The sequence below is a fragment of the Sphingomonas sp. BL-S-30 genome, from assembly GCF_055521475.1.
On record NZ_CM145481.1, the window covers coordinates 2,188,673 to 2,208,929 of the forward strand.

Consider the following 20,257-nt stretch of genomic DNA (forward strand, 5'->3'; position numbering starts at 1 on the left):
AGCAATCGGGAGCGCAACCGCGAGAATGGTGATTATCGTACCCGAGCCCCGGTCACAGCCAGGATTCTAGAAACCAAGGGTGAATCGGACTCGCTGGCTGCTCGCGCCGCATCCGAGCGACCCGTCGGGGCGATATGACTTCGCATAGCGTGCACCCGCCATGGTGCGTACGCCAGCCTTGGTAAAGACGAACGGCGGATAGCTGAGAATGGCCCGCTCGTTCACCACCCGCCCCTCCGCCGACACGTCGAACTGGGTCTGGGTCCAACCCTCGAAGCCCCATTGCATGGCTTCCTGCGGAAAAGTGCCCCCGGCGCTCAGGAACTTCGGCGGCGAATCGACGATACCGCATTGATTGGCCGCCAGCCCCGATCGCTCGAACGCAGCCCGTGCCGCCTCCGCATTACCCGATTGCTGCTCGATCGAGGCGATGCGGACCAACGCGCCGACTCGCATCGGGTCGTTCGCGACGAGAGCGGCATCCTCTGCCACCTGACGCAGCAACTCACGCGTCCGCGATCCCTTTGATCGCTCATCGGCATCCGCGATCAGCAGTCGCAAAGCCGATCTGGCCTGCGGATCATTCGCGTATGATGGCTGTGCCAGAAGGGGCATCGCCTCGTGTGCGAAATCGCTCCCGCGCTTGCCGGTGGCGCGGGCCGAACCGCGCTCGGCGAGGTCCAACGCCAGACGAGGCAATGCGGGCACGCCGTTCGCGTCCGCGATGGCGAGTGCGCGGCGTGCCAGGACATTGGCCTCTTCACGCGGCAGGACGACATTGTCGACCAACCGGTACAGCGCAGGCAGCGTCTGGAGCGACTCCGCGCCCTTCGCCTCGGCGGCGACGAGCGCGACGCGCTGGCGCGGCAGGGCCTGCGCATCCGACAGGCCATCCTTGGCGGGAACCGTCAGATGCTTTTCCACCAGCCAGTTTTCCAGGCTGGCCGAGAGGAAATTGCCGATCGACGGCCGCTCGAACTCCGTCGAGCAGCGCATCTCGATCCGGATATTGTAACGGAAGAATCGCGGCAGCGTCTTCACCTGTTCGGGCGTCCACGACCAGGCGAGCGCCGCGCGCGCGAATTCCAGCGCCACCGGGCCGCCGCCCGCCGCGTAGATCGGCGTGCTCGAAATCACCGTTCCGTCATCGCCGATACTGAATTCGACCACGGCCATGTCGTCCGGCTTGAGCCCGCCCTCTCCGCCGCAAGCCGGTGCCTTCATCTGCACGGCCGGATCGAAGGTTCCCTTGGGCAGGCGGCCCGCCCCGGTATAGGCCATATATTTTCGGGCCTCTTCGGAATTCCCGGCAAGCAGCGCGGCGATCGCGGTGTCGGACCGCGCCGAGACATCGCGCAGGTCGACACGCGTCGTCAGGCCACCAAGGAGCTTTACCGCTTCCGCCGATTTCGCGCGGGCACCCGCGAAGTCGCCATTGTTGAGCAGCAACAGACCCTCGCGCCGGGCGAACTCCGCCGAAACCACGGGGTCGACCTTGGCCGTCGCCATGATCGCCTTGCCCTTCGCCAGCGCGTCCGCAGCAACGGCGGGGTCGACATAAGTGGCTGTCTGGACGAGGCCGAGCAGTGCCGCAAATCGGTTGGCCGCCGAATCGCTCGCGCCGGCCGCATCGCGATAAGCCGCCATCGCGCTGGCATAATCGACTGCCTCCTGCGCGATACGCCCGAGGTTGAGATAGGCACGGTAACGGTCATCGCTCAGCGAGGCGTCGTTGGCCGGCAAGTCGGCCAGGCCGGCCCGCGCGGCCGCCACGGCCTCGTCCTTGCGGTCGAGCGCGAAGAGTGCCGCGCTCTTGCGCACGAGCATGATGGCATGACTGCGCTTGTTCTTCACCGTGCGGCGCTCGAGCGCATCCCAGGCGTTGAGCGCCGCTCGTTTGTCGGTGCCCGCGTCGAGGGCGGCGGCCGCTTCGAAATCCTGCTGGACAGTCATGGTCGCCTGCTGCGCGACAACCGGTGCCGCCGCGGCGATCAACGCGACGCCTGCAATTCCTGCCTTGAGTGCCCGCATGATATCCCCGCCTTTCGACGGTTATGCGGCGATAATATTGCAGCGTAAAGAAGCGCTTCGGAAAAATGCCAGAGGGTCTGTAAGCCGGGTTCTGTCCACCCTTTTCAGGGATGGGCGACCATTCCTCTAGGCCCGCATTTGCATGCGGGCTCAAGCAACCAACCCGGGCGACGAGCTGAAACGAAGCCCATATGCCGCCCCTATTCGGTCTTGCTCCCGGTGGGGTTTGCCGTGCCGCTCCTGTTACCAGTCGCGCGGTGCGCTCTTGCCGCACCCTTTCACCGTGGCGGGGCCGAAGCCTTCGCCGTCTGCTCTCTGTGGCACTTTCCCTGGGGTCGCCCCCGCCGGGCGTTACCCGGCACCGTCGTTTCGCGGAGCCCGGACTTTCCTCGGCACGCTTGCACGTGACGCGGCCGCCCGACCCTCTGGCCGGAGCCCTGTAGCGCGAGTTTCACTCGTGCGAAAGCGGACACAAAAATCAATCGTCTCCGGCGGGTTTTGGCAACAACAGCGCCAGCAGGATCGAACGGCACTCCCCGTCGATCTCGCCATCGATCAGCTCGGGGCGATAGCGACGCTGAAAAGCGACGACCGCCGCCAGCTTGTCCGACACGTCATAGCCGAACCGTTCCAGCGCGATCAGGAAACCGGCATCGGTCCACATCGGGTCCATCAGGTTCCGGGTCGGTCGCGGCAGGGCAAGGCGCAGTCTCGCGAGGCGGTTCCACGGGAACAGCTCGCCCGGATCCTGCTTGCGCGTCGGCGCGACGTCCGAATGCCCGACGATATTGCCGCGGGTGATGCCGTGGCGTTCCTTGATCTCCGCGACCAGCGGCAGCAACGCGTCGATCTGCTGCTCCGGGAAGGGCGGATAGCCGAATTCATGGCCGGGATTGACGATCTCGATGCCGATGCTCGCACTGTTGACGTCCTCGATCCCGCGCCAGCGCGCCTTGCCCGCGTGCCAGGCGCGCTTGTCTTCCGCCACCATGCGCAGGATCGTGCCGTCCTCCGCCACCAGATAATGCGCCGAGACCTTGGCCACCGGATCGCGCAGCCGGTCGATCGCGCTCTGCGCGTCCTGCATGCCGGTATAATGCAGGACGATGATCGAGACCCCCAGGCGGCGCTCGTCGAAATTGGGCGAGGGCGTGTCGATGATCGTCATGGCGTGTCCCCTGCGCGCGCGGTCCGGATGGTGACGATGGCGACACCGACCATCGCGATAGCACCGCCCGTCAGCATAAGCACCGTCGGCGGCGTATCGAAATACCATCCCGTCGCGAACACCGCGATGATCGGCGAGGCGAGCGTGAGCGGGGTGACGGTGCTCACCGGATGGCGCTGGAGCAGCCATGACATCGCCCCCTGCCCCAGCACGGTCGATCCGATGGCGGAGAAGACGACCCAGCCGAACGTCCGGAGCGGAATCTGCGGGATCGCCCACATCGCCTCGGTCTCGACGACCAGCGCGGTCGTACCGAGGACGATCGAACCCCATAGTCCGATCCAGGCATAGATGGTCAGCACCGGCACTCCGATCAGGTTGCGCTGGATCAGCGAGCAGATCGCCCAGATGAAGCTCGCCAGCGCGGTCAGCGCGAGCCCCGGTATCTCGTCGATCATCGCCGGGTCGAACACCAGCAGGCCGACACCGGCGACCGACAGCGCGATGCCGGCGATCCGCGGCAGGCGGATCTTCTCGCGGAACACGATGATGGCCAGCAACAGCGAAAAGGGCACGCCAAGCTGCCCGGCGATGGCCAGCGCGCCGACATGATGCGTGATCGCCAGCGACAGGTTGGTGGCGACATAAAAGGCGCCGCCCGACAGGATGCCGAGCGCGGTCAGCGCCCGCATCCGGCCGCGGATGACCCGGAGCGAGCCGAGGCAGACGATCAGGACGAGCAGTTGCCGCAGGAAGCCCGCGGTCAGTGGCGCAATCCCGCTCACCGCCATCTTCACCGCGATGATGTTGAAGCCCCACAGGATGTTCATGCCCGCCACGACGATGAGATCGTGCGGGCCGAACCCCCTGGCCTGCCCTTCCCCGGATATCGCCTGAGTCATCGCGGGGCCGCTTGCGGCCTGTCCCGGCGAATGTAAACCGTCGATCAGACCGCGATGGCGCGCACGAACGGAGCGCCGGTCGGCTCGTACAGCCCGCGATAGCGCTGGCTCGGACGGAACGCTTCGGTCTGCCCGATCACCGTCTCGCCCGCCCCGAGCACCAGCAGCGCGCCGGGGCGCGCCACCTCGGCCAGCCGGTCGAACACCCGGGTGCGCAGCGAGGCCGACAGATACAGCAGCACGTTGCGGCACAGGATGATGTCGAAGCGGCCGATCGGCAGTGGATCGGCGACCAGGTTGAGCTTGCGGAAGGATATCTGGCGGACGAGCTCGGGCCTGGCGACCCAGTCGCCGCCGACCGGATCGAACCATTGCATCATGCGGCGCACCGGCAGTCCGCGCTGGATCTCGAATTGCGAATAGCGTCCCGAGCGCGCACGGGCGAGCGCGGTTTCGGAAACGTCGGTGGCGATGATTTCGGGTGAAAGCGCGCCGTCCGCCGCGTCGCGCTCGGCGAACAGCATGGCGAGCGACAGCGGTTCCTGGCCGATCGAGCATCCGGCCGACCAGATCCGCACGCGCCGGGTCAGCCCTTCGGCACGCATCGCGTCGACTGCGTCGGCGATCATGTCGAGCACCGCGGAGTCGCGGAAAAACGAGCTTTCCTGGTTCAGCAGCGCGTCGACCACCTGATCGCCGACGCTGGGCAGGCGCAGCACGTCATTGACCAGCTGGTCGAGCGTCTCGTGCCCGCGCTCGCGCATCAGCGGCTTCAGCGCGCTCTCGATCCGCCATTCGCGATTGGCCGCGATCTGCTGCCCGGTGCGGGATTCGAGCAGCGCGGCGAGCACGTTGAGCGCGCCTGCCGGCCTGGTACGGGGTGCGGGTGTCAACATCCGGGCCTCCGGCGTGACGCCACCATTTTTCCGATTTCCGCAGGCGGCATGATCGCGCTGGCGGTGCCGCCGGTCGCGACGGCGCCGGGCATGCCCCACACGACCGAGCTTGCCTGGTCCTGCACCACGACGCTGCCGCCGCGTTCGATGATCCGCCTTGCGCCGTCAGCGCCGTCGCGTCCCATGCCGCTCAGCACAATGCCGAGCGCGCGCGACCCGAACACCTTGGCCAGGCTGTCGAACATCGGGTCGACCGACGGCGTGCAACCGCTCTTCGCCGGCTCGGTCGACAGGCGCAACGCCGCGCCCTCGCCCGTGGCGACCACCCGGATATGCGCGGTACCCGGCGCGACGATGGCACGACCTGGCTGGATCCGCATCCCATCGGTCGCCACATCGCATGGCCGCCCGGCAAGGGTCGCTACCTGATCGGCAAAATAGGTCATGAAGCTGTCCGGGAGATGCTGAGTAATCAGGATCGGCAATTGGAAACTCGCCGGGATTTCACGTAACAACAGGCTGAGCGCATGAATGCCGCCGGTCGATGCGCCGATCGCCACGATGTCGAATCCGCCGCCGACGGCGCGGTCCGTCGCCAGCCGCATCTCCCCGGCAACGGCCTCGGTCTTTTCGAACAGGCGTTCCAGCTTCTCGTCGAGCGCGACGGAAAAACGCGCGGCGAAGTCGCCGATATCGGGTTTCACCAGCGTATCGGCCGCGCCGAGCGACAGCGCCTCGATCGTCGCCGCCGCCCCCTCGCCGCAGGACGACGAAACCACCAGCACCTTGGCGCCGGCGCCCGCCACGAGCAGCTCGGGCAAGGCGACCAGGCCGTTCATCCCGGGCATCTCGATGTCGAGCAGGATGCCATCAACCTTTTGCCCCTGCAGAAAGGTGAGCGCTGCACGGGCGTGCGGCACGGCGCCCGCCACCAGGAACTTGCCGCTCAGGTCGATCGCGCGCGCGATCACCGCGCGCGCCACCGCTGAATCGTCGACGATCAGGATGCGCGGCCGGTCCCGGCTCTCGACGGTGCGGCCGGCCATGAGGGTTGATCCCAGGGGCATGGCGGACGGGCCCTTCAGGCCATGCCGACGATCTGAAGCTTGCTCTCCAGCATCTCGCGATCGAACGGCTTCATCACATATTCGTCGGCACCGGCATCCATCGCGGCGCGGATATGCGCCAGGCCGGTCTCCGTGGTGCAGAACACCACCTTGGGCCGGGGCGATGGCGTGCGGTCCCGCAGCGCCAGCAGGAATTCCATGCCGGTCATCACCGGCATGTTCCAGTCGAGCAGCACCACGTCGGGCATGGAGGCGAGGCACGAATCGAGCGCTTCCTGCCCGTCGCCGGCCTCGGAAACCTCGAAGTCCAGCGTTTCCAGAATGTGACGCGCCACTTTGCGGATCACTTTCGAATCGTCCACCACAAGACACGTCTTCATCGAGTCTCACCCTGTTTCCGCCCGGTCGAGCGGCCTGTTTGCCGGAAACCCGTGAGTTTCGGGTTAACCGATCGTCATGCGGCGATCGCCGTCAGCCCGGGCACCAGCGCGCGCAGGTCGATCGCGAGGATCGGCTCGCCGGCGCGTTCGACGATGCCGCAGCCGGTCGTGCGCCAGCCCGGGTCGAGCACGATCCCGGGCGAGAGCGGCGCCAGTTCGAACGGTGCCACATCCTCGAGCGAATCGACCAGGATCGCATAATGATGGCCCTCGACATGCGTGATGACGGCCCGTGTCGCCTCGATCTCCGGCGTCGGCAGGCCGAGTGCGGCATGGGTGTCGATCACCGTCACCACCCGGCTGCGCAACGCGGCAAGGCCCCGCACCTGGCGGTCGGCGCCAGGGACCGGCACGACCGCGCCGATATCGACGACTGATTCCACCTGCCGGGAATCGATCGCCACGGCGCGGCCGGCGATATGCGCGATAAGGAAGAGATCGGACATCAGCGGCCTCCCGCCGACCGGGCCAGGGCGGCGAGCAGGCCGTCCCGGTCATAACGATAGATGCTCGTATCGGCGGGGCCGCCAACGGCTCGGTCGCGGCGCAGCCGCACCACCGGCACATTGCCCTGCACCGGCGCGCCCGAAGCGCTCATCGTCAGCACCACAGCGGCCGCCTCGCCCGTTTTAAGACCCGTGGCCACCCGATACCCGGCACCTTCCAGCACCGGCTTGAGGAAGGTCGTCATCCAGGCTGATTCGGCGCCGTCGATCAGGCAGACCGGCGGCGCGGCGGCACCGAGTTCAGCGCCATGAGTCGCGAACAGCCAGTGGAGATCGAGCAGCTCGATTTGCTCGCCGTCGATCGAGACGACACCGGCGACGGGGCCGGCTTCGCGCGCGGGCACGACCGTCTCGGGCAAGGTGACGATGTCGATCGCCTCGCTGATCGCATAGCCGATCTCGGCATCGCCGTCGCGCAGGCGCAGCACCGAGACCATGTCGCGCCTGTCCCATTCGCCCTGCACCGCGAGCGGAATGATCCGCCCCTCGACCGACAGCCGTAGCCGCCCGCCGGAAAAGCGGATCGCCTCGACTGGCACTGGCTCGATCCGGTCGATGATGGTCAGCGGCACCAGCCGGCGCTCGCCGTCCAGATCGTCGAACAACAGGGCGGACACGGTCGGTGCCACCACCTCCGCGGCTACCTCGTCGACGGCGACCTCGCCCCCGAACTGCAGGCCCGCCATGGTCGCGATGCCGGCGCAGTCCAGCAGCAGCATCGGCAGGCCGCTGTCGGGCAGCGTCTGCCCGGCATAGACCCCGGTCGCCATCACCGCCGGCGCCGCCGGCTTGATCACCAGCTCTTCATGATCGAGCACCGATTCGACCGCGAGCGCGTAGCTTCCGCCGGGCACGCCGACGATCACCAGCATCGTCGAGTCGCGTCTGCCCGAAAGCCCGAGCAGCCCGCCCAGATCGACCAGCGGCATGCGGCGGTCGCGCACCGTGGCGGCGGGCGTGCCGCCGAGCATGTCGACCCGGATGGCATCGCCGCCCGCCCGCACGATCTCCTCGATCGCCTGGCGGGAAATCGCGAACCGCTGATCGCCGACCCCGACGCCGATCGTCGCAATGATCGATAGGGTCAGCGGCACGTGAATGGCGATGCGCAGGCCCTTGCCCGGCGTGTTGGACAGCTCGATCCGCCCGCCGATCTGCTCCACATTGGCGCGGACCACATCCATGCCCACGCCGCGGCCGGAAATGGCGGTGACGGCGTCCTTGGTCGAGACGCCGGGCTCGAACACCAGAGCGAGCTTCGCCTTGTCGCTCAGCGCCGCCAGCTCCTCGGCGCTGCGCACGCCCTTGGCGGCGATCTTGGCGATCAGCCGGTCGGTGTCGATGCCGCGCCCGTCATCGGTGATCTCGATGATGATCTGGTTGCCCGATTGCCGCGCGGAGACGGTCAGCCGGCCGCTCTCGCGCTTGCCCAGCTTGCGGCGCTCGGCGGGCAATTCGAGGCCATGGTCGATCGCGTTGCGGACGATATGGACCAGCGGGTCGCGCATCATCTCGATCATCTCGCGATCGAGCTCTACATCGCTGCCCTCGACTCGCAGCGCCACCGACTTGCCGAGCTCGGCCGCGGTGTCGCGCACCATGCGCGGCAGGGCGGAGAACAGCGCATCGATCTTCTGCATGCGAGTCCGCGTGACGGTGTCGCGCATCTCCGCGACGGTCAGCGACAGCCGCTCCAGCGCTGCCTCCACCGTCGGGTCGGCGCCGTCGTCGCGCAGGCGCCGGGCCAGCTCGTTGCGCGCGAGCACCATGTCGGACATGCCGCTCATCATCCTGTCGAGCAGGTCGACATTGAGGCGCACGCTGCGCGTCGGGCTGCGCGTGGCGTTCGCGCTGTGCGCCTGGATGGCAAGCGCCGATCCTTCCTCGAGCGCCGCGATCAGCTCGTCCTCGCCATCCTCCTCGATCGGCACGCCGGCATCGATCGCCTCGACGAGCTCGCCGATCCGGTCGACGATCGCCAGTACGGCGTTGACCAGCCGCGTGTCGGGCAGGCGCTCGTTCGACCGCACCGCCGCGAGCACGTCCTCGGCGGCGTGGCTGAGGCGGGCGAGGCGCGGCAGATCCAGGAAACCACAGCTCCCCTTCACCGTGTGCACGAAACGGAAAATGGCATCGAGCCGCTCGCGATCGTCCGGGCACGCTTCCCACGCGACGATTTCGCCCGAGAGCGCCTCAAGCGTCTCGCGCGTCTCGGCGATGAATTCCTGAAGAAGATCGTCCATGGGCCCCCGGGGATGCGGGGGCGACCATGGCAAGGCACTGGTTAAGGGTGCGTTTAACGAGGCTTCGATTCTTGCTTTTCAGCGAACCTCGCGCCGGTCTCTTTTGGTCGCTGACTCGTCACCCGACCCGGAATGTCGCCCCGAACAGCAGCACCGGCTCGCCGGGATCGGATACCTTTACGGTGCCGCCGCCCTCGGCGACCAGCGAATGCACCAGATAGGCGGCGGCCCCGCGCGGCGTGATCGTCTCGTCGTCCTGCTGCCCGCTCTGCAGCATGGTTCGCAATTCGTCGTCGAGCACGATGCGCGGCCCATCCGCCCGCACCACGATCTCGACATTGCCGTCCAGTGCCTCAGCCCCGATATCGAGCTGCCCGCCACGGACCAGCGAATCACCGCCGATCAGCGCCAGGTTGAGCAGGACCTTGATCGCTGCCTTGGGCAAGGTCGCGTCCTCGACCAGCCAGCCGAGATTGACCCGGTGATTGTCGCCGAACAGCCCCTCGATCGCCGCCCGCGCCTCGCGCGCGTCGACGGTCTCGCCGAAGCCGCCCGCCGCGCCGAAGGCGAGCCGGAAGAATTTCAGCTTGTTCGCAGACGCCCTGGCGCTCTCTCCGAGCAGGTCCAGGCAGCGCGCGCGCATATCCGGGTCCTGCTCGTCGTTGAGCAATTCGAGTCCGTTGTTGAGCGCGCCCACCGGGCTCAGCAGATCGTGGCACAGGCGGGAACATAACAGGCTGGCGAAGTCGACCGGGCTGATGGTCATGGAATGAAATTGCTCCGGGGAAAATGGGTTTGCTCTTCTGGCGATGCGGGCGCGACTGTGCAAGTCGCGCCGGTATCGTGATGTTGGCCGGCCCGAGACCGATGGTTGCCGCGGCACAGAATGCGCCCGCCCCTGCTCGCGGTGGCGATGAAGCAGGCATTGTCCGACGCCCGGACGGCGGCGGCACGATGAAGCGTCGGCGCGGGGGATCAGGTCATCGACGCGCGCATATCGACCAGCAGGCTGTCGAAATTGTCGACTCGCATGCTGCCCATGCGCGGATGCTCGAAATCGACGATGACATAGAGGGTGACGGTCAGGATCGCCGCGAAGATGCCGCTGTGCAGCCAGTGCCGTGCATGCGCCTCGCCCACGCCGTATCCGGCGAGCAGCGCGCTCGCAAAGGCCAGGGCAAGCAGCAGCACATAGACGATCGTCGGCGGGTGCATCTGGGTCGCCGTCGCGCGGGTCGTGGTGATGTCGATCATGTCGTTGATCGCCGGCAGCAACTGCGTGCCGATCGCCGGCGATGCGCCCGCTTCCAGCGTGGCGACGATCGCCTGCTTCCAGATATGGTTCTGCAGGATGGCCGATCGATCCAGCGCGCCCTTGAACGCGATCGGATCGGAAACCACCCGATAGGCCGCCAGCCGAGAGTCGACATAGCGCCGGAAATCGTCCCGCATCGCCGGCTGGTCCGCGTCCGGCATCAGGTCGACGCGCAGATAGGCCGTGCCGATCGCGTTGGCCTCCTGCACGATCAGGTCACGCCGCGCGTCGAAGCGCGACGCCGCGCCGGAAAAGGTGAAAGCGATCAGCAGCCCGAACAGCGCGAACACCGCGCTGTCGAGCGCCGCGGTCCCGCCATGTGCCCCGCCCTCGCGCGGCGCCCAGCGCAGCCCGAGCCGGCGGCCGATCTCGACGGCCAGCAGCAGCGTCGCGAACAACAGGGCGCCGAACAGCGCGGGCGAGTGCAGGAACATCGTTGCCATGGCGGAATGACTATCCCACCATCTCGACCGGTCAAGCGACCTCGACGGAAATCTGGTTGCCGCCACCGTGCGACAAGTTACGTGGCCGAACCTGGTCATGGTCAATATGGCCGGCCTGATCGGCACGCTCGAAGGACATAACCAGATGCAGATCGCCCCCGGCTCCTCCGCAAACCTCTCCGTCGACCCGGCCTTTTTCGACCTGCTCACAGGCAGCTATGCGCGCCTGGTAGGCGTGCCGCTGGCAGCGGACCGTGACGCCGGCTGGCTCTATCACGAATCCCCCTTTGTAGTGCTCGCGCACAATACCGACCCCGATCCGCGGTTCATCTACGCCAACCGTACCGCCCAAGCCTGTTTCGAATATCCGTGGGACGCGTTCGTCACCCTGCCCTCGCGCCTGTCGGCCGAGGCGCCGGATCGAGCGGAGCGGCAGCGATTGCTGGACGAGGTGGCCCGCAACGGCTTCGTCGCCGACTATTCCGGCATACGCGTCGCAAAATCCGGCCGCCGCTTCCGCATCGACAACGGGGTCGTCTGGCAGCTGATCGACCCGGACGGCGTCCTGCACGGCCAGGCAGCGACCTTCGCTTCATGGTGCGACGTCTAGGCCGCGTCGAAGGCCAGCGTGTAGGTATAGCTCCGCCACGGCGTTTCGGACCCGGCCGGCGCCGGCGCGCGATGCCGTGCCATGATGAGGTAGGCGCCCACGTCCTCGATCTTCAGCGTGAACGCGCCGCCTGAATCGCTCCTGGTCTCCACCGCGACCTTGCGGCCGTCATAAACCCCGGCGCTGCGGAACAGCGTGACATCGGTATTGGCGAGCGGCTTGCCGTCGAACAATAGCACGAAACGGGCTTCACTGCCCGCGCTGATCGCGTTGGGGTGAGTCACGGCCTGGATTTCCAGCGCCTGGCCGAAGGGTTTGAGCGCCGTGTCATTTTGCGGGCCGCGCGTGACATAGGCATCGGCCAGCGTCATGCTCTGCACGGCAACCGTCGTGACCCCCGGCGGGGTTTCCGCACCATCCTCCCCGTGGATCACCCATTTCTCGCCATCACGGTACATGGTCGATTTCCGCCCGGCGCGCTGGCCGCTGGTGATGCGATAGGTGCCGTCCGCCTTCAGGTCGGCCTCGAAGATCGACAGGTCCCGCAGATAGGTCACCGGGCCGACGTCACCACGACTGCCATCCGGGCGGATCAGGTGGAAGGGCGCGTTGCGCATCGCGATCTCGGGAACGAAGGCGGTTTCGGCGAAGGACGAGGAGACCGTCACATGATCGCCCTGGCCCACATCGAACACGGTCGGCAGGACATAGGGCATATGTGCCTGCGCCGCCCCGGCAAGGACCAACGGTACGCTCGCGGCGACGACGGCGAGGCGTCTCAGGATCAATTTCACGGTGTCACCCCTTGATGAACGGAGACGCCGCTTTAGAGCTATTGAGAATTACTTGCAATTCCAGATTGCTGCGCGAGACTCCATCCGCGCGTTAATTGATAGACGATGCCGGGAGCCTCCATGGCCCGGGTAGCACCTTTCCGAGCGGCGGCAGTCTGGGGCCAGGCGCAAACCTCATGAATCTCCGGCATCGATTCAAATCTCGACGCCCCTTCCTCATCCTCGTCCCATGAAAAGAGGACGCCCCACCCGCTACGACCCCGCCTTCGCCCGGCAGGCGCGCCTGCTCTGCCGGCTCGGCACCGACAATGCGGCGCTCGCCAAATGCTTCTCGGTCAGCATCGCCACCCTGTACCGCTGGCTCGACCGATATCCGGAATTCGGCCTCGCGGTCGCGATGGGCCGCGGCGACCATGCCGGGCTGGTGGAACCGAGCATGTTCCGGCGCGCGATCGGCTATGCCTATCAGGCCGAGCACGTCTTCGACCGAAACAGCGACACGCCGCTTTATGCCGACTGCCGGCACCATGTCCTCGCCGACTCCAGGGTCGCGTTGCGTTGGCTGCGCAATCGCCGGCCGGAGGAGTGGCGCCTCAAAGCGCGGTGTCGGCGACCCCGCCGTAAATCGGATTGACCTGCCCTCGGCGAGGCCGATCCGCCCGGCAAGAACGCCGTTCAAGTCGTGTGGGCACGCGCGCGACAATCAGGAAACCCGACAATAGCCATGATCGATTCTCATAAATCGGGAAATAGTCGATGACTATTACGCCACGCCTGAAACGAACGATGACTGGGGAATCCGGCGCATCGAATACGGTCGCGCTGGTTTATCAGTTCCATTACTCGCGGCATCGCGGGGCATACCCGAAAAATCGGGGTCGACGTTGGCTGGCAAAAATCCTCTTTTACTGTCCGATTTTCGGCAGCCCCGACGCGTTTTACTTCACGCGTCTTTCACCGCCAGTGGCGCCGCCTCGAACGCGCCGACACGATCCGTCCGCCAAAGCCGCGCTTCGCGTGCCGTCAGGATCAGCCACAGCGCACCGTCTCCCATTGCCTGCGCCGCATCCCGCGGCGACGGTACTGCCTCGCCGGAAGGATGCGAATGATAATGCCCGATCACCCGGGGCCCGCCGCCCCGCGCGCACCGATGCGCTGCGAACAGCGCCGCCGGATCGATCTCGAACGCCCGCGCCGGCTCGGCCGCCACATTGGCGCATGCTTCGGCCGCCTCGATCCGCCCTTCCCCGCCAAACAACAGCCCGCAAACCTCCGCGTCCGGGGAATTTTTCACGTCGGTTAGCAGTCTACCCAGGAGAGTGCTTGAAATTCCGTACTCCATTCCCACATCGCTACGGCATGGACCGGGGGGTTACAAATATCGAAGCACGCATCTCGGACGAAGCCGGTGGCTGGCGTCTGGATCGCGCTCTCGCTGACGCAGTGCCGACCATGTCGCGCGAGCGGCTGAAGGCCCTGCTCTCCTCCGGTGCCGTGATCGACGAAAGCGGCACACTCGCTCGCGATCCGTCGCGTAAAGCCATTGCCGGCAGCGTCTTCACCATCGCGGTCCCGCTGCCGACACCGGCGCATAACGAAGCCCAGGATATCGCGCTGAACGTCGTGTTCGAGGACGATCACCTGATCGTGATCGACAAGCAGGCCGGCCTCGTCGTCCATCCCGCCGCCGGCAATTTCGACGGCACGTTGGTGAATGCGCTGCTCCACCACTGCGCCGGGCGCCTGTCCGGCATTGGCGGCGTGGCGCGGCCCGGCATCGTCCACCGCATCGACAAGGATACGTCGGGGCTGATGGTCGCGGCCAAGACCGACCGGGCGCATGAAGGCCTGGCGAAGCAGTTTCACGATCACAGCATCGATCGCCGCTACAAGGCGATCGTCACCGGCCGCCCGCTTCCGTCGGAGGGCACCGTCGACGCCCCGCTCGCGCGGTCGCCCGCGAACCGCAAGAAGATCGCGATCGTGCCGACCGGCAAGCGCGCGGTCACGCATTACAAGACATTGGAACGGCTGAAGGAAGCCGCTCTGGTCGAATGCCGGCTGGAGACCGGCCGCACCCATCAGGTGCGTGTTCACATGGCCTCGATCGGAAATCCCTTGCTTGGGGACCCGGTCTATGGTAGAACAAAACCAGTCCACCGGTCCATTTTGGAAACCCTGGATTTCCACCGACAGGCATTGCACGCGGCCCGGCTCGGGTTCATTCACCCCGTCGAAAGCACAGCTTTGGCATTCGATAGCGATATGCCGGCCGACATGCAGGAACTGTTCGATAGACTCTACGTATAGGTTCAAGCGCGCGTCGCCTCATAGTAGGGACGGCGCATCAGTAAGGGAGATTTGATCATGGCAAGCGGCAGCAACGTCCCGGCGACGATCCCCGCCCTCGGCGGAGAGGCAAGCCTCAACCGCTACCTGTCCGAGATCAAGAAGTTTCCGATCCTCGCGCCCGAGCAGGAATATATGCTCGCCAAGCGCTTCGAGGAGCACGGCGACACAGACGCGGCGGCGCAGCTCGTCACGTCCCACCTCCGCCTCGTCGCGAAGATCGCGATGGGCTATCGCGGCTATGGCCTGCCCGTGTCCGAGCTGATCTCGGAGGGCAATATCGGCCTGATGCAGGGCGTGAAGAAGTTCGAGGCCGATCGCGGCTTCCGTCTTGCGACCTATGCGATGTGGTGGATCCGCGCCTCGATCCAGGAATTCATCCTGCGCTCGTGGAGCCTGGTGAAGATGGGCACCACCGCCGCGCAGAAGAAGCTGTTCTTCAACCTGCGCCGGATGAAGTCGAAGCTCGACGCGTTCGAGGACGGCGATCTGAGCCCCGAGCATCTCGCCAAGATCGCCAAGGATCTGGGGGTGACCGAGGAAGAGGTCACCAGCATGAACCGCCGCATGTCGATGGGCGGCGACACGTCGCTCAACGTGCCGATGCGTGAAGACGGCGAAGGCCAGTGGCAGGATTGGCTGCAGGACGATGCGCCCTTGCAGGACTCGGTCGTCGCCGACGCACAGGAAGCGGACGTTCGCCACGACATGCTCGTCTCGGCGATGGACGACCTCAACGAGCGCGAGAAGCACATCCTGACCGAGCGTCGCCTGACCGACGATCCCAAGACCCTCGAGGAACTGAGCCAGGTGTACGGCGTCAGCCGCGAGCGTGTCCGCCAGATCGAGGTCCGCGCCTTCGAGAAGCTGCAAAAGGCGATGATGCGCCTCGCCGGCGACAAGCGGATGCTGGTCGCGGCGTAAGCCATGGCCGGTGCTGACGCGATCGTCGTCGGCGCCGGCGCGGCCGGCATCGCCGCCGCGAGATCACTTCATGACGCGGGGCTGGACGTCCTGCTGGTGGAGGCGGGCAGCCGCCTCGGCGGGCGAGCGCATAGTGTTGCCTTGCCCTCCTCTCTTCCCCCGTCTTCGCGGGGGGAGATGATAGTGGATCTAGGGTGCGCCTGGCTTCACTCCGCCAAACGCAACCCCTGGACGCAACTCGCCGAGCACTACGGCCTTACCGTCGACCGCTCCCCTTCCAACTGGCGCTCGCAATGGCGCAACTTGGGCTTCCCGCCCGAGGAACAGGAGGCTTATTCCAGGGCCTGGTCACGCTGGGAAGAAGCGGCCCATGCCGCGCTTTCCGGCCCCGACCAGCCGCTCTCCGCCTTCATCGCCCCCGACGATCCCTGGCGTCCGCTGATCGATGCGATCTCGGGCTACGTCAACGGCGCCCCGCTGGCGCAGGTCTCGCTGCACGACTGGGCCGCTTATGAGGATGCGTCGACCGACGACAATTGGACGGTGCCTCAGGGCTACGGCACCCTGATCGCGCATCATGCGGCAGGTGTTCCGGTGCAGCTCGACACGATCGTCAGCCGCATCGACCATCGCGGCCCCGCGCTGAAGATCGAAACCAACCGCGGCACGATCGAAACCCGTCGAGTCATCCTTAGCGTGCCGACGACGGCACTGGGGGAGGAAAGGATCGTCTTCGATCCGCCGCTCCCCGCCAAGCATGAAGCCGCGGCCGCGCTCCCGCTCGGTCTTGCCGACAAGGTCTATCTGCGCATCGACGGTATCGAGCTTCCCAACAATGGCCATCTCATCGGCAATCCCCACAGCAACTGCACCGCGAGCTACCGCCTCGGCCTGTTCGGCCTGCCGCTGATCGAATGCTTCTTCGGCGGCGACTGCGCCGAGGCGCTGGAGAACGAGGGCGACGGCGCCGCCGCGAACTTCGCCATTCGCGAGCTGGTCGCGCTGCTCGGCAGCGACTGGCGCGACCGGATGACGCCGATCGTCACGACGCGCTGGCGTGCCGAGCCGCACATCCACGGCTCCTATTCGCACGCGCGCGTCGGCGGAGCGCCGCAGCGCGCGGTGCTTGCCGCGCCGGTCGACGATCGCCTGTTCTTCGCCGGTGAGGCCTGCTCGCGCACTGACTTTTCCACCGCGCACGGCGCTTATGAAACAGGCGTGGAGGCAGCTCGGGCGCTGATCGCGACACTGCCCGCGGCCGGCCGGTTTGCCGCGCCCGCCTCGCTCGCCTAGAAGAGGGAAATGAGCGACGAGCGGGGGCCGCCATTGGAATTCGGGGCAGACCCCATACGGCCGCGCCCCACCGCGCCGCCCGCGTCGATTCAAACCAGCAACCGAAGCGCGCACTACGCGCCGATAGACGATCCGGAACCTGCCTTACCCATGAAACCCCGCCGCTCGTTTCTGCGTCGCCTGATCGGCTGGTTCTTCAAGCTGATCGGTGCCTTCGTCCTGCTCTCGGTGTTCATGGTCGTGCTCTACCGTTTCGTGCCGCCGCCGGTCACACTCACCATGCTCGGCGACGCGGTGAGCGGGCATGGCATCACCAAATCCTGGATGCCGCTGTCGCGCATCGATCCCGACATGGCGCGCGCGGCGATCGCCGGCGAGGACGGGAATTTCTGCACGCATCACGGGTTCGATTTCGCGGCGCTGGCCAAGGCCTATGCCCGCAACGCCCAGGGCGGCCGCATCCGCGGCGGCTCGACGATCAGCCAGCAGACCGCCAAGAACGTGTTCCTGATCCAGGGCGGGGGGTATCCCCGCAAGGTGCTCGAGGCGTATTTCACCGTCCTGATCGAGACGATCTGGGGCAAGCGGCGGATCATGGAGGTCTATCTCAACGTGGCCGAGACCGGGATCGGCACCTATGGCGTGAACGCAGGGTCGATCCGTTATTTCAACCATGACGCATCGACCATGACGCCCGCCGAGGCCGGCCGTCTCGCCGCCATCTTCCCGCTTCCCAAGAAACGCGCCGTGATCGGCGCCAAGGGCTTCACCCGCCGCCACGGCAATGTCCTCACCCGCCAGGTCGGCGTGGTGCGCAATGATGGACTCGACGGGTGCTTGCGGTAAATTCTCGCAGAAGAGACCCCTTCCCGTTCGCCCTGAGCCTGTCGAAGGGCTGCTCTTCTTCTCGACGGGCGAAAGAAGAACAGTGCTTCGACAAGCTCAGCACGAACGGTGAAAATTGGCCTTACTGCGCCGCCTTCTCGGCCGCGTCGCCGGCCTTCTTGGCGCTGTCGCCGACATCCTTCGCCGCGCTGGTCACGGCATCGGTCTTCAGATTGTCGTTCTTGCTCTGGTTCATCAGATAGAAGCCGCCGATCACCACGGCGATCAGCAGGATTATCCCGATGAAGATACCTGCGCCGCCACCGCCGCTTTTCTCGATCACGGTGGTATGCGGGGTTTCGGTTACACGATCGTCAGCCATGGCATCCTCCTGTTTTGCTGGGTGCGTAACAAGAAGGTGCGATGGATTGTTCCCTTAAAAAGGCAGCTTGAACCCCGGCGGCAGCGGAATACCGCTGGTCATCTTGGACATTTCGGCGCTCGATGCCGCGTCCGCTTTCACCTTGGCGTCGTTGAACGCCGCGACGATCAGGTCCTCGAGCATCTGCTTCTCGCTCGCCGCGAGCAGCGATTCGTCGATATCGATGCCGATGATCCGGCCCTTGGCCGACGCCTTGACCTTGACCAGCCCGCCGCCGGCCGCGCCCTCAACCTCGATCGCGTCGAGGCCGGCCTGCGCCTTGGTCAGCTCGGCCTGGACGTTCTGCGCCATGGCCATGATGTCTTCGATACTCTTCATGATACGCTCCGTTGTGCCGCCATCAGGCGGTCGAGTTCGGTTTCGGGAAATTCGGCATCGGGAAACGCCTCGAACGCGGCCTTGACCACCGGGGTTTCGAGGATGGCGGCGCGCATCGCGTCGCGCTTCGCCTCTTCCTCGTCCTTGATGGTCGGCGCGCCCTGGGCGTCTTCCGACGTGACCTTCCACGGCTTGCCCGTCAGCCGCTTCAGTTCAACATTCAGCTCGCGGATCAGGTCCGCCGGCAAGGGCCGGGACGAGCTCAGCACCAGCTCGGGCGCCTCGAAGCGAATGACGCTCGCGCTGCGCGTCATCTTGACCGCCAGCGCATGCTCGCCCTGGTCCTCGAGGAACGCGACCAGATCGCGGATGCTATTGGGCAGGTTCGCCTCGACCGGCTGGGCCGACGCCCGCGCCGCCGGCGCGGCAGGTGCGGCGCCGCCGAGCGGTGCGCCGTTCGCGATCATCCGCGCCAGCTCGCCCGGATCGGGCAGGGTCGAAGCATGGATCAGCCGTAGCAGCGCCATCTCGCACGCCTCGATCGGGAGCGCCGCGCGCGCGACCTCGTCATGGCCCTTGAGCAGCAGCTGCCACAGCCGGTGCAGCGCGGCGAAGCTCAGCTTGCCGGCCCACCCCGCCAGCGCCTCGCGCTCCTCCACCGCCTGCCCGGCCTCGGGCGCGGTGCCCAGCTTGACGAGCGTGGTGGCATGAACGGTCTCCAGCATCGCGCGCAGCACGCCGAGCGGGTCCACCCCGAAATCATATTGCCGCCGCAGCGCCGCCAGCGCGCCCTGCCCGTCCCCGCTCAGCACCAGCCCGAACAGGTCGCGGATCGCGCCGCGATCAGACAGGCCCAGCATCTCGCGCACCGCGCCGGCCTTCACGCCCTCGCCCTCGATGCCCGCATGCGCGATCGCCTGGTCGAGGATCGACAGCCCGTCGCGCGCGGAGCCCTCGGCCGCCCGCGCGATCAGCGCCAGCGCCTCGGGCTCGGCCTCGACACCCTCCGCCTCGCAGACCCACCCGAAATGCGCCGCCAGCTTGTCCGCCGGGATTCGCCGCAGGTCGAACCGCTGGCACCGCGACAGCACCGTTACCGGCACCTTGTTGACCTCGGTCGTGGCGAACAGGAACTTCACATGCGCCGGTGGCTCTTCCAGCGTCTTGAGCAGCGCGTTGAACGCGTTCTTCGACAGCATGTGGACTTCGTCGATGATGTAGATCTTGAACCGCGCCGACACCGCCGAATAGCGCGACGCGTCGATGATCTCGCGCACATCGTCGACGCCGGTATGACTTGCCGCGTCCATCTCGATCACGTCGATATGCCGGCCTTCGGCGATCGCGCGGCACGGCTCGCACACACCGCACGGGTCGATCGTAGGCCCGCCATTGCCGTCGGGCCCGATACAGTTGAGCGCCTTGGCGATCAGCCGCGCGGTCGAGGTCTTGCCCACCCCGCGCACGCCGGTCAGCAGGAATGCATGCGCCAGCCGCCCGCGCTTGATCGCGTTGGCCAGCGTGGTGACCATCGCATCCTGGCCGATCAGCTCGGCAAAGGTCTGCGGCCGGTATTTGCGCGCGAGGACGCGGTAGACCTCAGCCTTTGCGGGCTGGGGTGGTTCGCCAAGATCGAAGGAGTCGGACATTGTGGACTGATCTAGTGCGTCCCACTACGTTCGTCACGTCGG

The 20,257-nt window shown here is 66.5% G+C and carries 21 protein-coding genes and 1 other RNA gene; 6 read left to right on the forward strand and 16 right to left on the reverse strand.

Annotated features, from left to right (window positions below):
* Window positions 1-66: 66 nt before the first annotated feature.
* The 11 genes from ACZ1I5_RS10030 to ACZ1I5_RS10080 form a co-directional block, all read right to left on the reverse strand.
* Window positions 67-2,031 carry a hypothetical protein gene (locus ACZ1I5_RS10030; RefSeq protein ID WP_465173546.1) on the reverse strand — a complete coding sequence of 655 codons (1,965 nt, stop codon included), beginning with the start codon at window positions 2,029-2,031 and terminating at the stop codon, window positions 67-69.
* A 64-nt stretch (window positions 2,032-2,095) separates the two neighbouring features.
* An RNA gene (gene rnpB, locus ACZ1I5_RS10035) (RNase P RNA component class A) lies at window positions 2,096-2,460 on the reverse strand.
* Between the two features lie 49 nt (window positions 2,461-2,509).
* Window positions 2,510-3,199 (reverse strand): N-acetylmuramoyl-L-alanine amidase, encoded by a 690-nt coding sequence (locus tag ACZ1I5_RS10040; RefSeq protein ID WP_465173547.1) that lies wholly within the window; start codon window positions 3,197-3,199, stop codon window positions 2,510-2,512.
* Window positions 3,196-4,101, reverse strand: coding sequence for a DMT family transporter (locus ACZ1I5_RS10045; protein ID WP_465173548.1), 906 nt, complete (start codon window positions 4,099-4,101; stop codon window positions 3,196-3,198). The genes ACZ1I5_RS10040 and ACZ1I5_RS10045 overlap by 4 nt, the downstream gene beginning before the upstream one ends.
* Before the next feature lie 44 nt (window positions 4,102-4,145).
* A complete protein-coding gene (locus ACZ1I5_RS10050) occupies window positions 4,146-4,997 on the reverse strand; it encodes a CheR family methyltransferase (RefSeq protein ID WP_465173549.1) in 852 nt (283 codons plus the stop codon).
* Window positions 4,991-6,043 (reverse strand): chemotaxis protein CheB, encoded by a 1,053-nt coding sequence (locus tag ACZ1I5_RS10055; protein WP_465173550.1) that lies wholly within the window; start codon window positions 6,041-6,043, stop codon window positions 4,991-4,993. Before ACZ1I5_RS10055 ends, ACZ1I5_RS10050 begins: the two co-directional genes overlap by 7 nt.
* A gap of 35 nt (window positions 6,044-6,078) precedes the next feature.
* Entirely contained in the window at window positions 6,079-6,444 is a 366-nt protein-coding gene (locus ACZ1I5_RS10060; protein WP_465173551.1) for a response regulator, read from the reverse strand.
* Window positions 6,445-6,518: 74 nt separating this feature from the next.
* Window positions 6,519-6,950 (reverse strand): chemotaxis protein CheW, encoded by a 432-nt coding sequence (locus tag ACZ1I5_RS10065; RefSeq protein WP_465173552.1) that lies wholly within the window; start codon window positions 6,948-6,950, stop codon window positions 6,519-6,521.
* Window positions 6,950-9,253: a chemotaxis protein CheA gene (locus tag ACZ1I5_RS10070; RefSeq protein ID WP_465173553.1), complete on the reverse strand. Its 2,304-nt coding sequence runs from the start codon at window positions 9,251-9,253 to the stop codon at window positions 6,950-6,952. The genes ACZ1I5_RS10065 and ACZ1I5_RS10070 overlap by 1 nt, the downstream gene beginning before the upstream one ends.
* A 118-nt stretch (window positions 9,254-9,371) precedes the next feature.
* Complete coding sequence (locus ACZ1I5_RS10075; RefSeq protein ID WP_465173554.1) at window positions 9,372-10,019, reverse strand: histidine phosphotransferase family protein; 648 nt, start codon at window positions 10,017-10,019, stop codon at window positions 9,372-9,374.
* 209 nt (window positions 10,020-10,228) lie between these two features.
* Window positions 10,229-11,011 carry a bestrophin-like domain gene (locus ACZ1I5_RS10080; protein ID WP_465173555.1) on the reverse strand — a complete coding sequence of 261 codons (783 nt, stop codon included), beginning with the start codon at window positions 11,009-11,011 and terminating at the stop codon, window positions 10,229-10,231.
* A gap of 106 nt (window positions 11,012-11,117) precedes the next feature.
* Here ACZ1I5_RS10080 and ACZ1I5_RS10085 point away from each other — a divergent pair, with 106 nt between their 5' ends.
* Complete coding sequence (locus tag ACZ1I5_RS10085) at window positions 11,118-11,621, forward strand: MEKHLA domain-containing protein (protein WP_465173556.1); 504 nt, start codon at window positions 11,118-11,120, stop codon at window positions 11,619-11,621.
* On the opposite strand, the gene ACZ1I5_RS10090 is transcribed toward ACZ1I5_RS10085, so the two are convergent.
* Window positions 11,618-12,415 (reverse strand): DUF4198 domain-containing protein, encoded by a 798-nt coding sequence (locus tag ACZ1I5_RS10090; RefSeq protein WP_465173557.1) that lies wholly within the window; start codon window positions 12,413-12,415, stop codon window positions 11,618-11,620. The genes ACZ1I5_RS10085 and ACZ1I5_RS10090 overlap by 4 nt on opposite strands.
* Before the next feature lie 229 nt (window positions 12,416-12,644).
* Here ACZ1I5_RS10090 and ACZ1I5_RS10095 point away from each other — a divergent pair, with 229 nt between their 5' ends.
* On the forward strand, window positions 12,645-13,049 hold the full coding sequence (locus ACZ1I5_RS10095) for a hypothetical protein (protein WP_465173558.1): 405 nt from the start codon (window positions 12,645-12,647) through the stop codon (window positions 13,047-13,049).
* Window positions 13,050-13,358: 309 nt separating this feature from the next.
* Here ACZ1I5_RS10095 and ACZ1I5_RS10100 read toward each other — a convergent pair whose 3' ends face one another.
* Window positions 13,359-13,757: a M67 family metallopeptidase gene (locus ACZ1I5_RS10100; RefSeq protein ID WP_465173559.1), complete on the reverse strand. Its 399-nt coding sequence runs from the start codon at window positions 13,755-13,757 to the stop codon at window positions 13,359-13,361.
* 17 nt (window positions 13,758-13,774) lie between these two features.
* Between ACZ1I5_RS10100 and ACZ1I5_RS10105 the strand changes: the two genes are divergently transcribed.
* The 4 genes from ACZ1I5_RS10105 to mtgA all read left to right on the forward strand — a co-directional run bounded on the left by ACZ1I5_RS10105 (window position 13,775) and on the right by mtgA (window position 17,827).
* A complete protein-coding gene (locus tag ACZ1I5_RS10105) occupies window positions 13,775-14,725 on the forward strand; it encodes an RluA family pseudouridine synthase (protein ID WP_465173560.1) in 951 nt (316 codons plus the stop codon).
* A gap of 57 nt (window positions 14,726-14,782) precedes the next feature.
* The gene (gene rpoH, locus ACZ1I5_RS10110) at window positions 14,783-15,688 is read left to right on the forward strand and encodes an RNA polymerase sigma factor RpoH (RefSeq protein WP_465173562.1); all 906 of its coding nucleotides are present in this window, start codon (window positions 14,783-14,785) and stop codon (window positions 15,686-15,688) included.
* Window positions 15,689-15,691: 3 nt separating this feature from the next.
* Window positions 15,692-16,981 carry a flavin monoamine oxidase family protein gene (locus ACZ1I5_RS10115; protein WP_465173563.1) on the forward strand — a complete coding sequence of 430 codons (1,290 nt, stop codon included), beginning with the start codon at window positions 15,692-15,694 and terminating at the stop codon, window positions 16,979-16,981.
* A 150-nt stretch (window positions 16,982-17,131) separates the two neighbouring features.
* On the forward strand, window positions 17,132-17,827 hold the full coding sequence (gene mtgA / locus ACZ1I5_RS10120) for a monofunctional biosynthetic peptidoglycan transglycosylase (protein WP_465173564.1): 696 nt from the start codon (window positions 17,132-17,134) through the stop codon (window positions 17,825-17,827).
* Between the two features lie 121 nt (window positions 17,828-17,948).
* On the opposite strand, the gene ACZ1I5_RS10125 is transcribed toward mtgA, so the two are convergent.
* The 3 genes from ACZ1I5_RS10125 to ACZ1I5_RS10135 are packed head-to-tail and all read right to left on the reverse strand — an operon-like array spanning window position 17,949 to window position 20,215.
* Window positions 17,949-18,188 (reverse strand): hypothetical protein, encoded by a 240-nt coding sequence (locus ACZ1I5_RS10125; protein WP_465173565.1) that lies wholly within the window; start codon window positions 18,186-18,188, stop codon window positions 17,949-17,951.
* A 54-nt stretch (window positions 18,189-18,242) separates the two neighbouring features.
* Complete coding sequence (locus tag ACZ1I5_RS10130) at window positions 18,243-18,566, reverse strand: YbaB/EbfC family nucleoid-associated protein (RefSeq protein ID WP_465173566.1); 324 nt, start codon at window positions 18,564-18,566, stop codon at window positions 18,243-18,245.
* The gene (locus ACZ1I5_RS10135) at window positions 18,563-20,215 is read right to left on the reverse strand and encodes a DNA polymerase III subunit gamma/tau (protein ID WP_465173567.1); all 1,653 of its coding nucleotides are present in this window, start codon (window positions 20,213-20,215) and stop codon (window positions 18,563-18,565) included. Before ACZ1I5_RS10135 ends, ACZ1I5_RS10130 begins: the two co-directional genes overlap by 4 nt.
* Window positions 20,216-20,257 lie beyond the last annotated feature (42 nt).

What these genes read in the sequence shown, in the direction of transcription:
- ACZ1I5_RS10030 (WP_465173546.1), bottom strand. Translation starts at nt 2,031, where the DNA reads ATGCGGGCACTCAAGGCAGGAATTGCAGGCGTCGCGTTGATCGCCGCG.
- ACZ1I5_RS10040 (WP_465173547.1), bottom strand. Translation starts at nt 3,199, where the DNA reads ATGACGATCATCGACACGCCCTCGCCCAATTTCGACGAGCGCCGCCTG.
- ACZ1I5_RS10045 (WP_465173548.1), bottom strand. Translation starts at nt 4,101, where the DNA reads ATGACTCAGGCGATATCCGGGGAAGGGCAGGCCAGGGGGTTCGGCCCG.
- ACZ1I5_RS10050 (WP_465173549.1), bottom strand. Translation starts at nt 4,997, where the DNA reads ATGTTGACACCCGCACCCCGTACCAGGCCGGCAGGCGCGCTCAACGTG.
- ACZ1I5_RS10055 (WP_465173550.1), bottom strand. Translation starts at nt 6,043, where the DNA reads ATGGCCGGCCGCACCGTCGAGAGCCGGGACCGGCCGCGCATCCTGATC.
- ACZ1I5_RS10060 (WP_465173551.1), bottom strand. Translation starts at nt 6,444, where the DNA reads ATGAAGACGTGTCTTGTGGTGGACGATTCGAAAGTGATCCGCAAAGTG.
- ACZ1I5_RS10065 (WP_465173552.1), bottom strand. Translation starts at nt 6,950, where the DNA reads ATGTCCGATCTCTTCCTTATCGCGCATATCGCCGGCCGCGCCGTGGCG.
- ACZ1I5_RS10070 (WP_465173553.1), bottom strand. Translation starts at nt 9,253, where the DNA reads ATGGACGATCTTCTTCAGGAATTCATCGCCGAGACGCGCGAGACGCTT.
- ACZ1I5_RS10075 (WP_465173554.1), bottom strand. Translation starts at nt 10,019, where the DNA reads ATGACCATCAGCCCGGTCGACTTCGCCAGCCTGTTATGTTCCCGCCTG.
- ACZ1I5_RS10080 (WP_465173555.1), bottom strand. Translation starts at nt 11,011, where the DNA reads ATGGCAACGATGTTCCTGCACTCGCCCGCGCTGTTCGGCGCCCTGTTG.
- ACZ1I5_RS10085 (WP_465173556.1), top strand. Translation starts at nt 11,118, where the DNA reads ATGGCCGGCCTGATCGGCACGCTCGAAGGACATAACCAGATGCAGATC.
- ACZ1I5_RS10095 (WP_465173558.1), top strand. Translation starts at nt 12,645, where the DNA reads ATGAAAAGAGGACGCCCCACCCGCTACGACCCCGCCTTCGCCCGGCAG.
- ACZ1I5_RS10100 (WP_465173559.1), bottom strand. Translation starts at nt 13,757, where the DNA reads ATGGAGTACGGAATTTCAAGCACTCTCCTGGGTAGACTGCTAACCGAC.
- ACZ1I5_RS10105 (WP_465173560.1), top strand. Translation starts at nt 13,775, where the DNA reads ATGGACCGGGGGGTTACAAATATCGAAGCACGCATCTCGGACGAAGCC.
- rpoH (WP_465173562.1), top strand. Translation starts at nt 14,783, where the DNA reads ATGGCAAGCGGCAGCAACGTCCCGGCGACGATCCCCGCCCTCGGCGGA.
- ACZ1I5_RS10115 (WP_465173563.1), top strand. Translation starts at nt 15,692, where the DNA reads ATGGCCGGTGCTGACGCGATCGTCGTCGGCGCCGGCGCGGCCGGCATC.
- mtgA (WP_465173564.1), top strand. Translation starts at nt 17,132, where the DNA reads ATGAAACCCCGCCGCTCGTTTCTGCGTCGCCTGATCGGCTGGTTCTTC.
- ACZ1I5_RS10125 (WP_465173565.1), bottom strand. Translation starts at nt 18,188, where the DNA reads ATGGCTGACGATCGTGTAACCGAAACCCCGCATACCACCGTGATCGAG.
- ACZ1I5_RS10130 (WP_465173566.1), bottom strand. Translation starts at nt 18,566, where the DNA reads ATGAAGAGTATCGAAGACATCATGGCCATGGCGCAGAACGTCCAGGCC.
- ACZ1I5_RS10135 (WP_465173567.1), bottom strand. Translation starts at nt 20,215, where the DNA reads ATGTCCGACTCCTTCGATCTTGGCGAACCACCCCAGCCCGCAAAGGCT.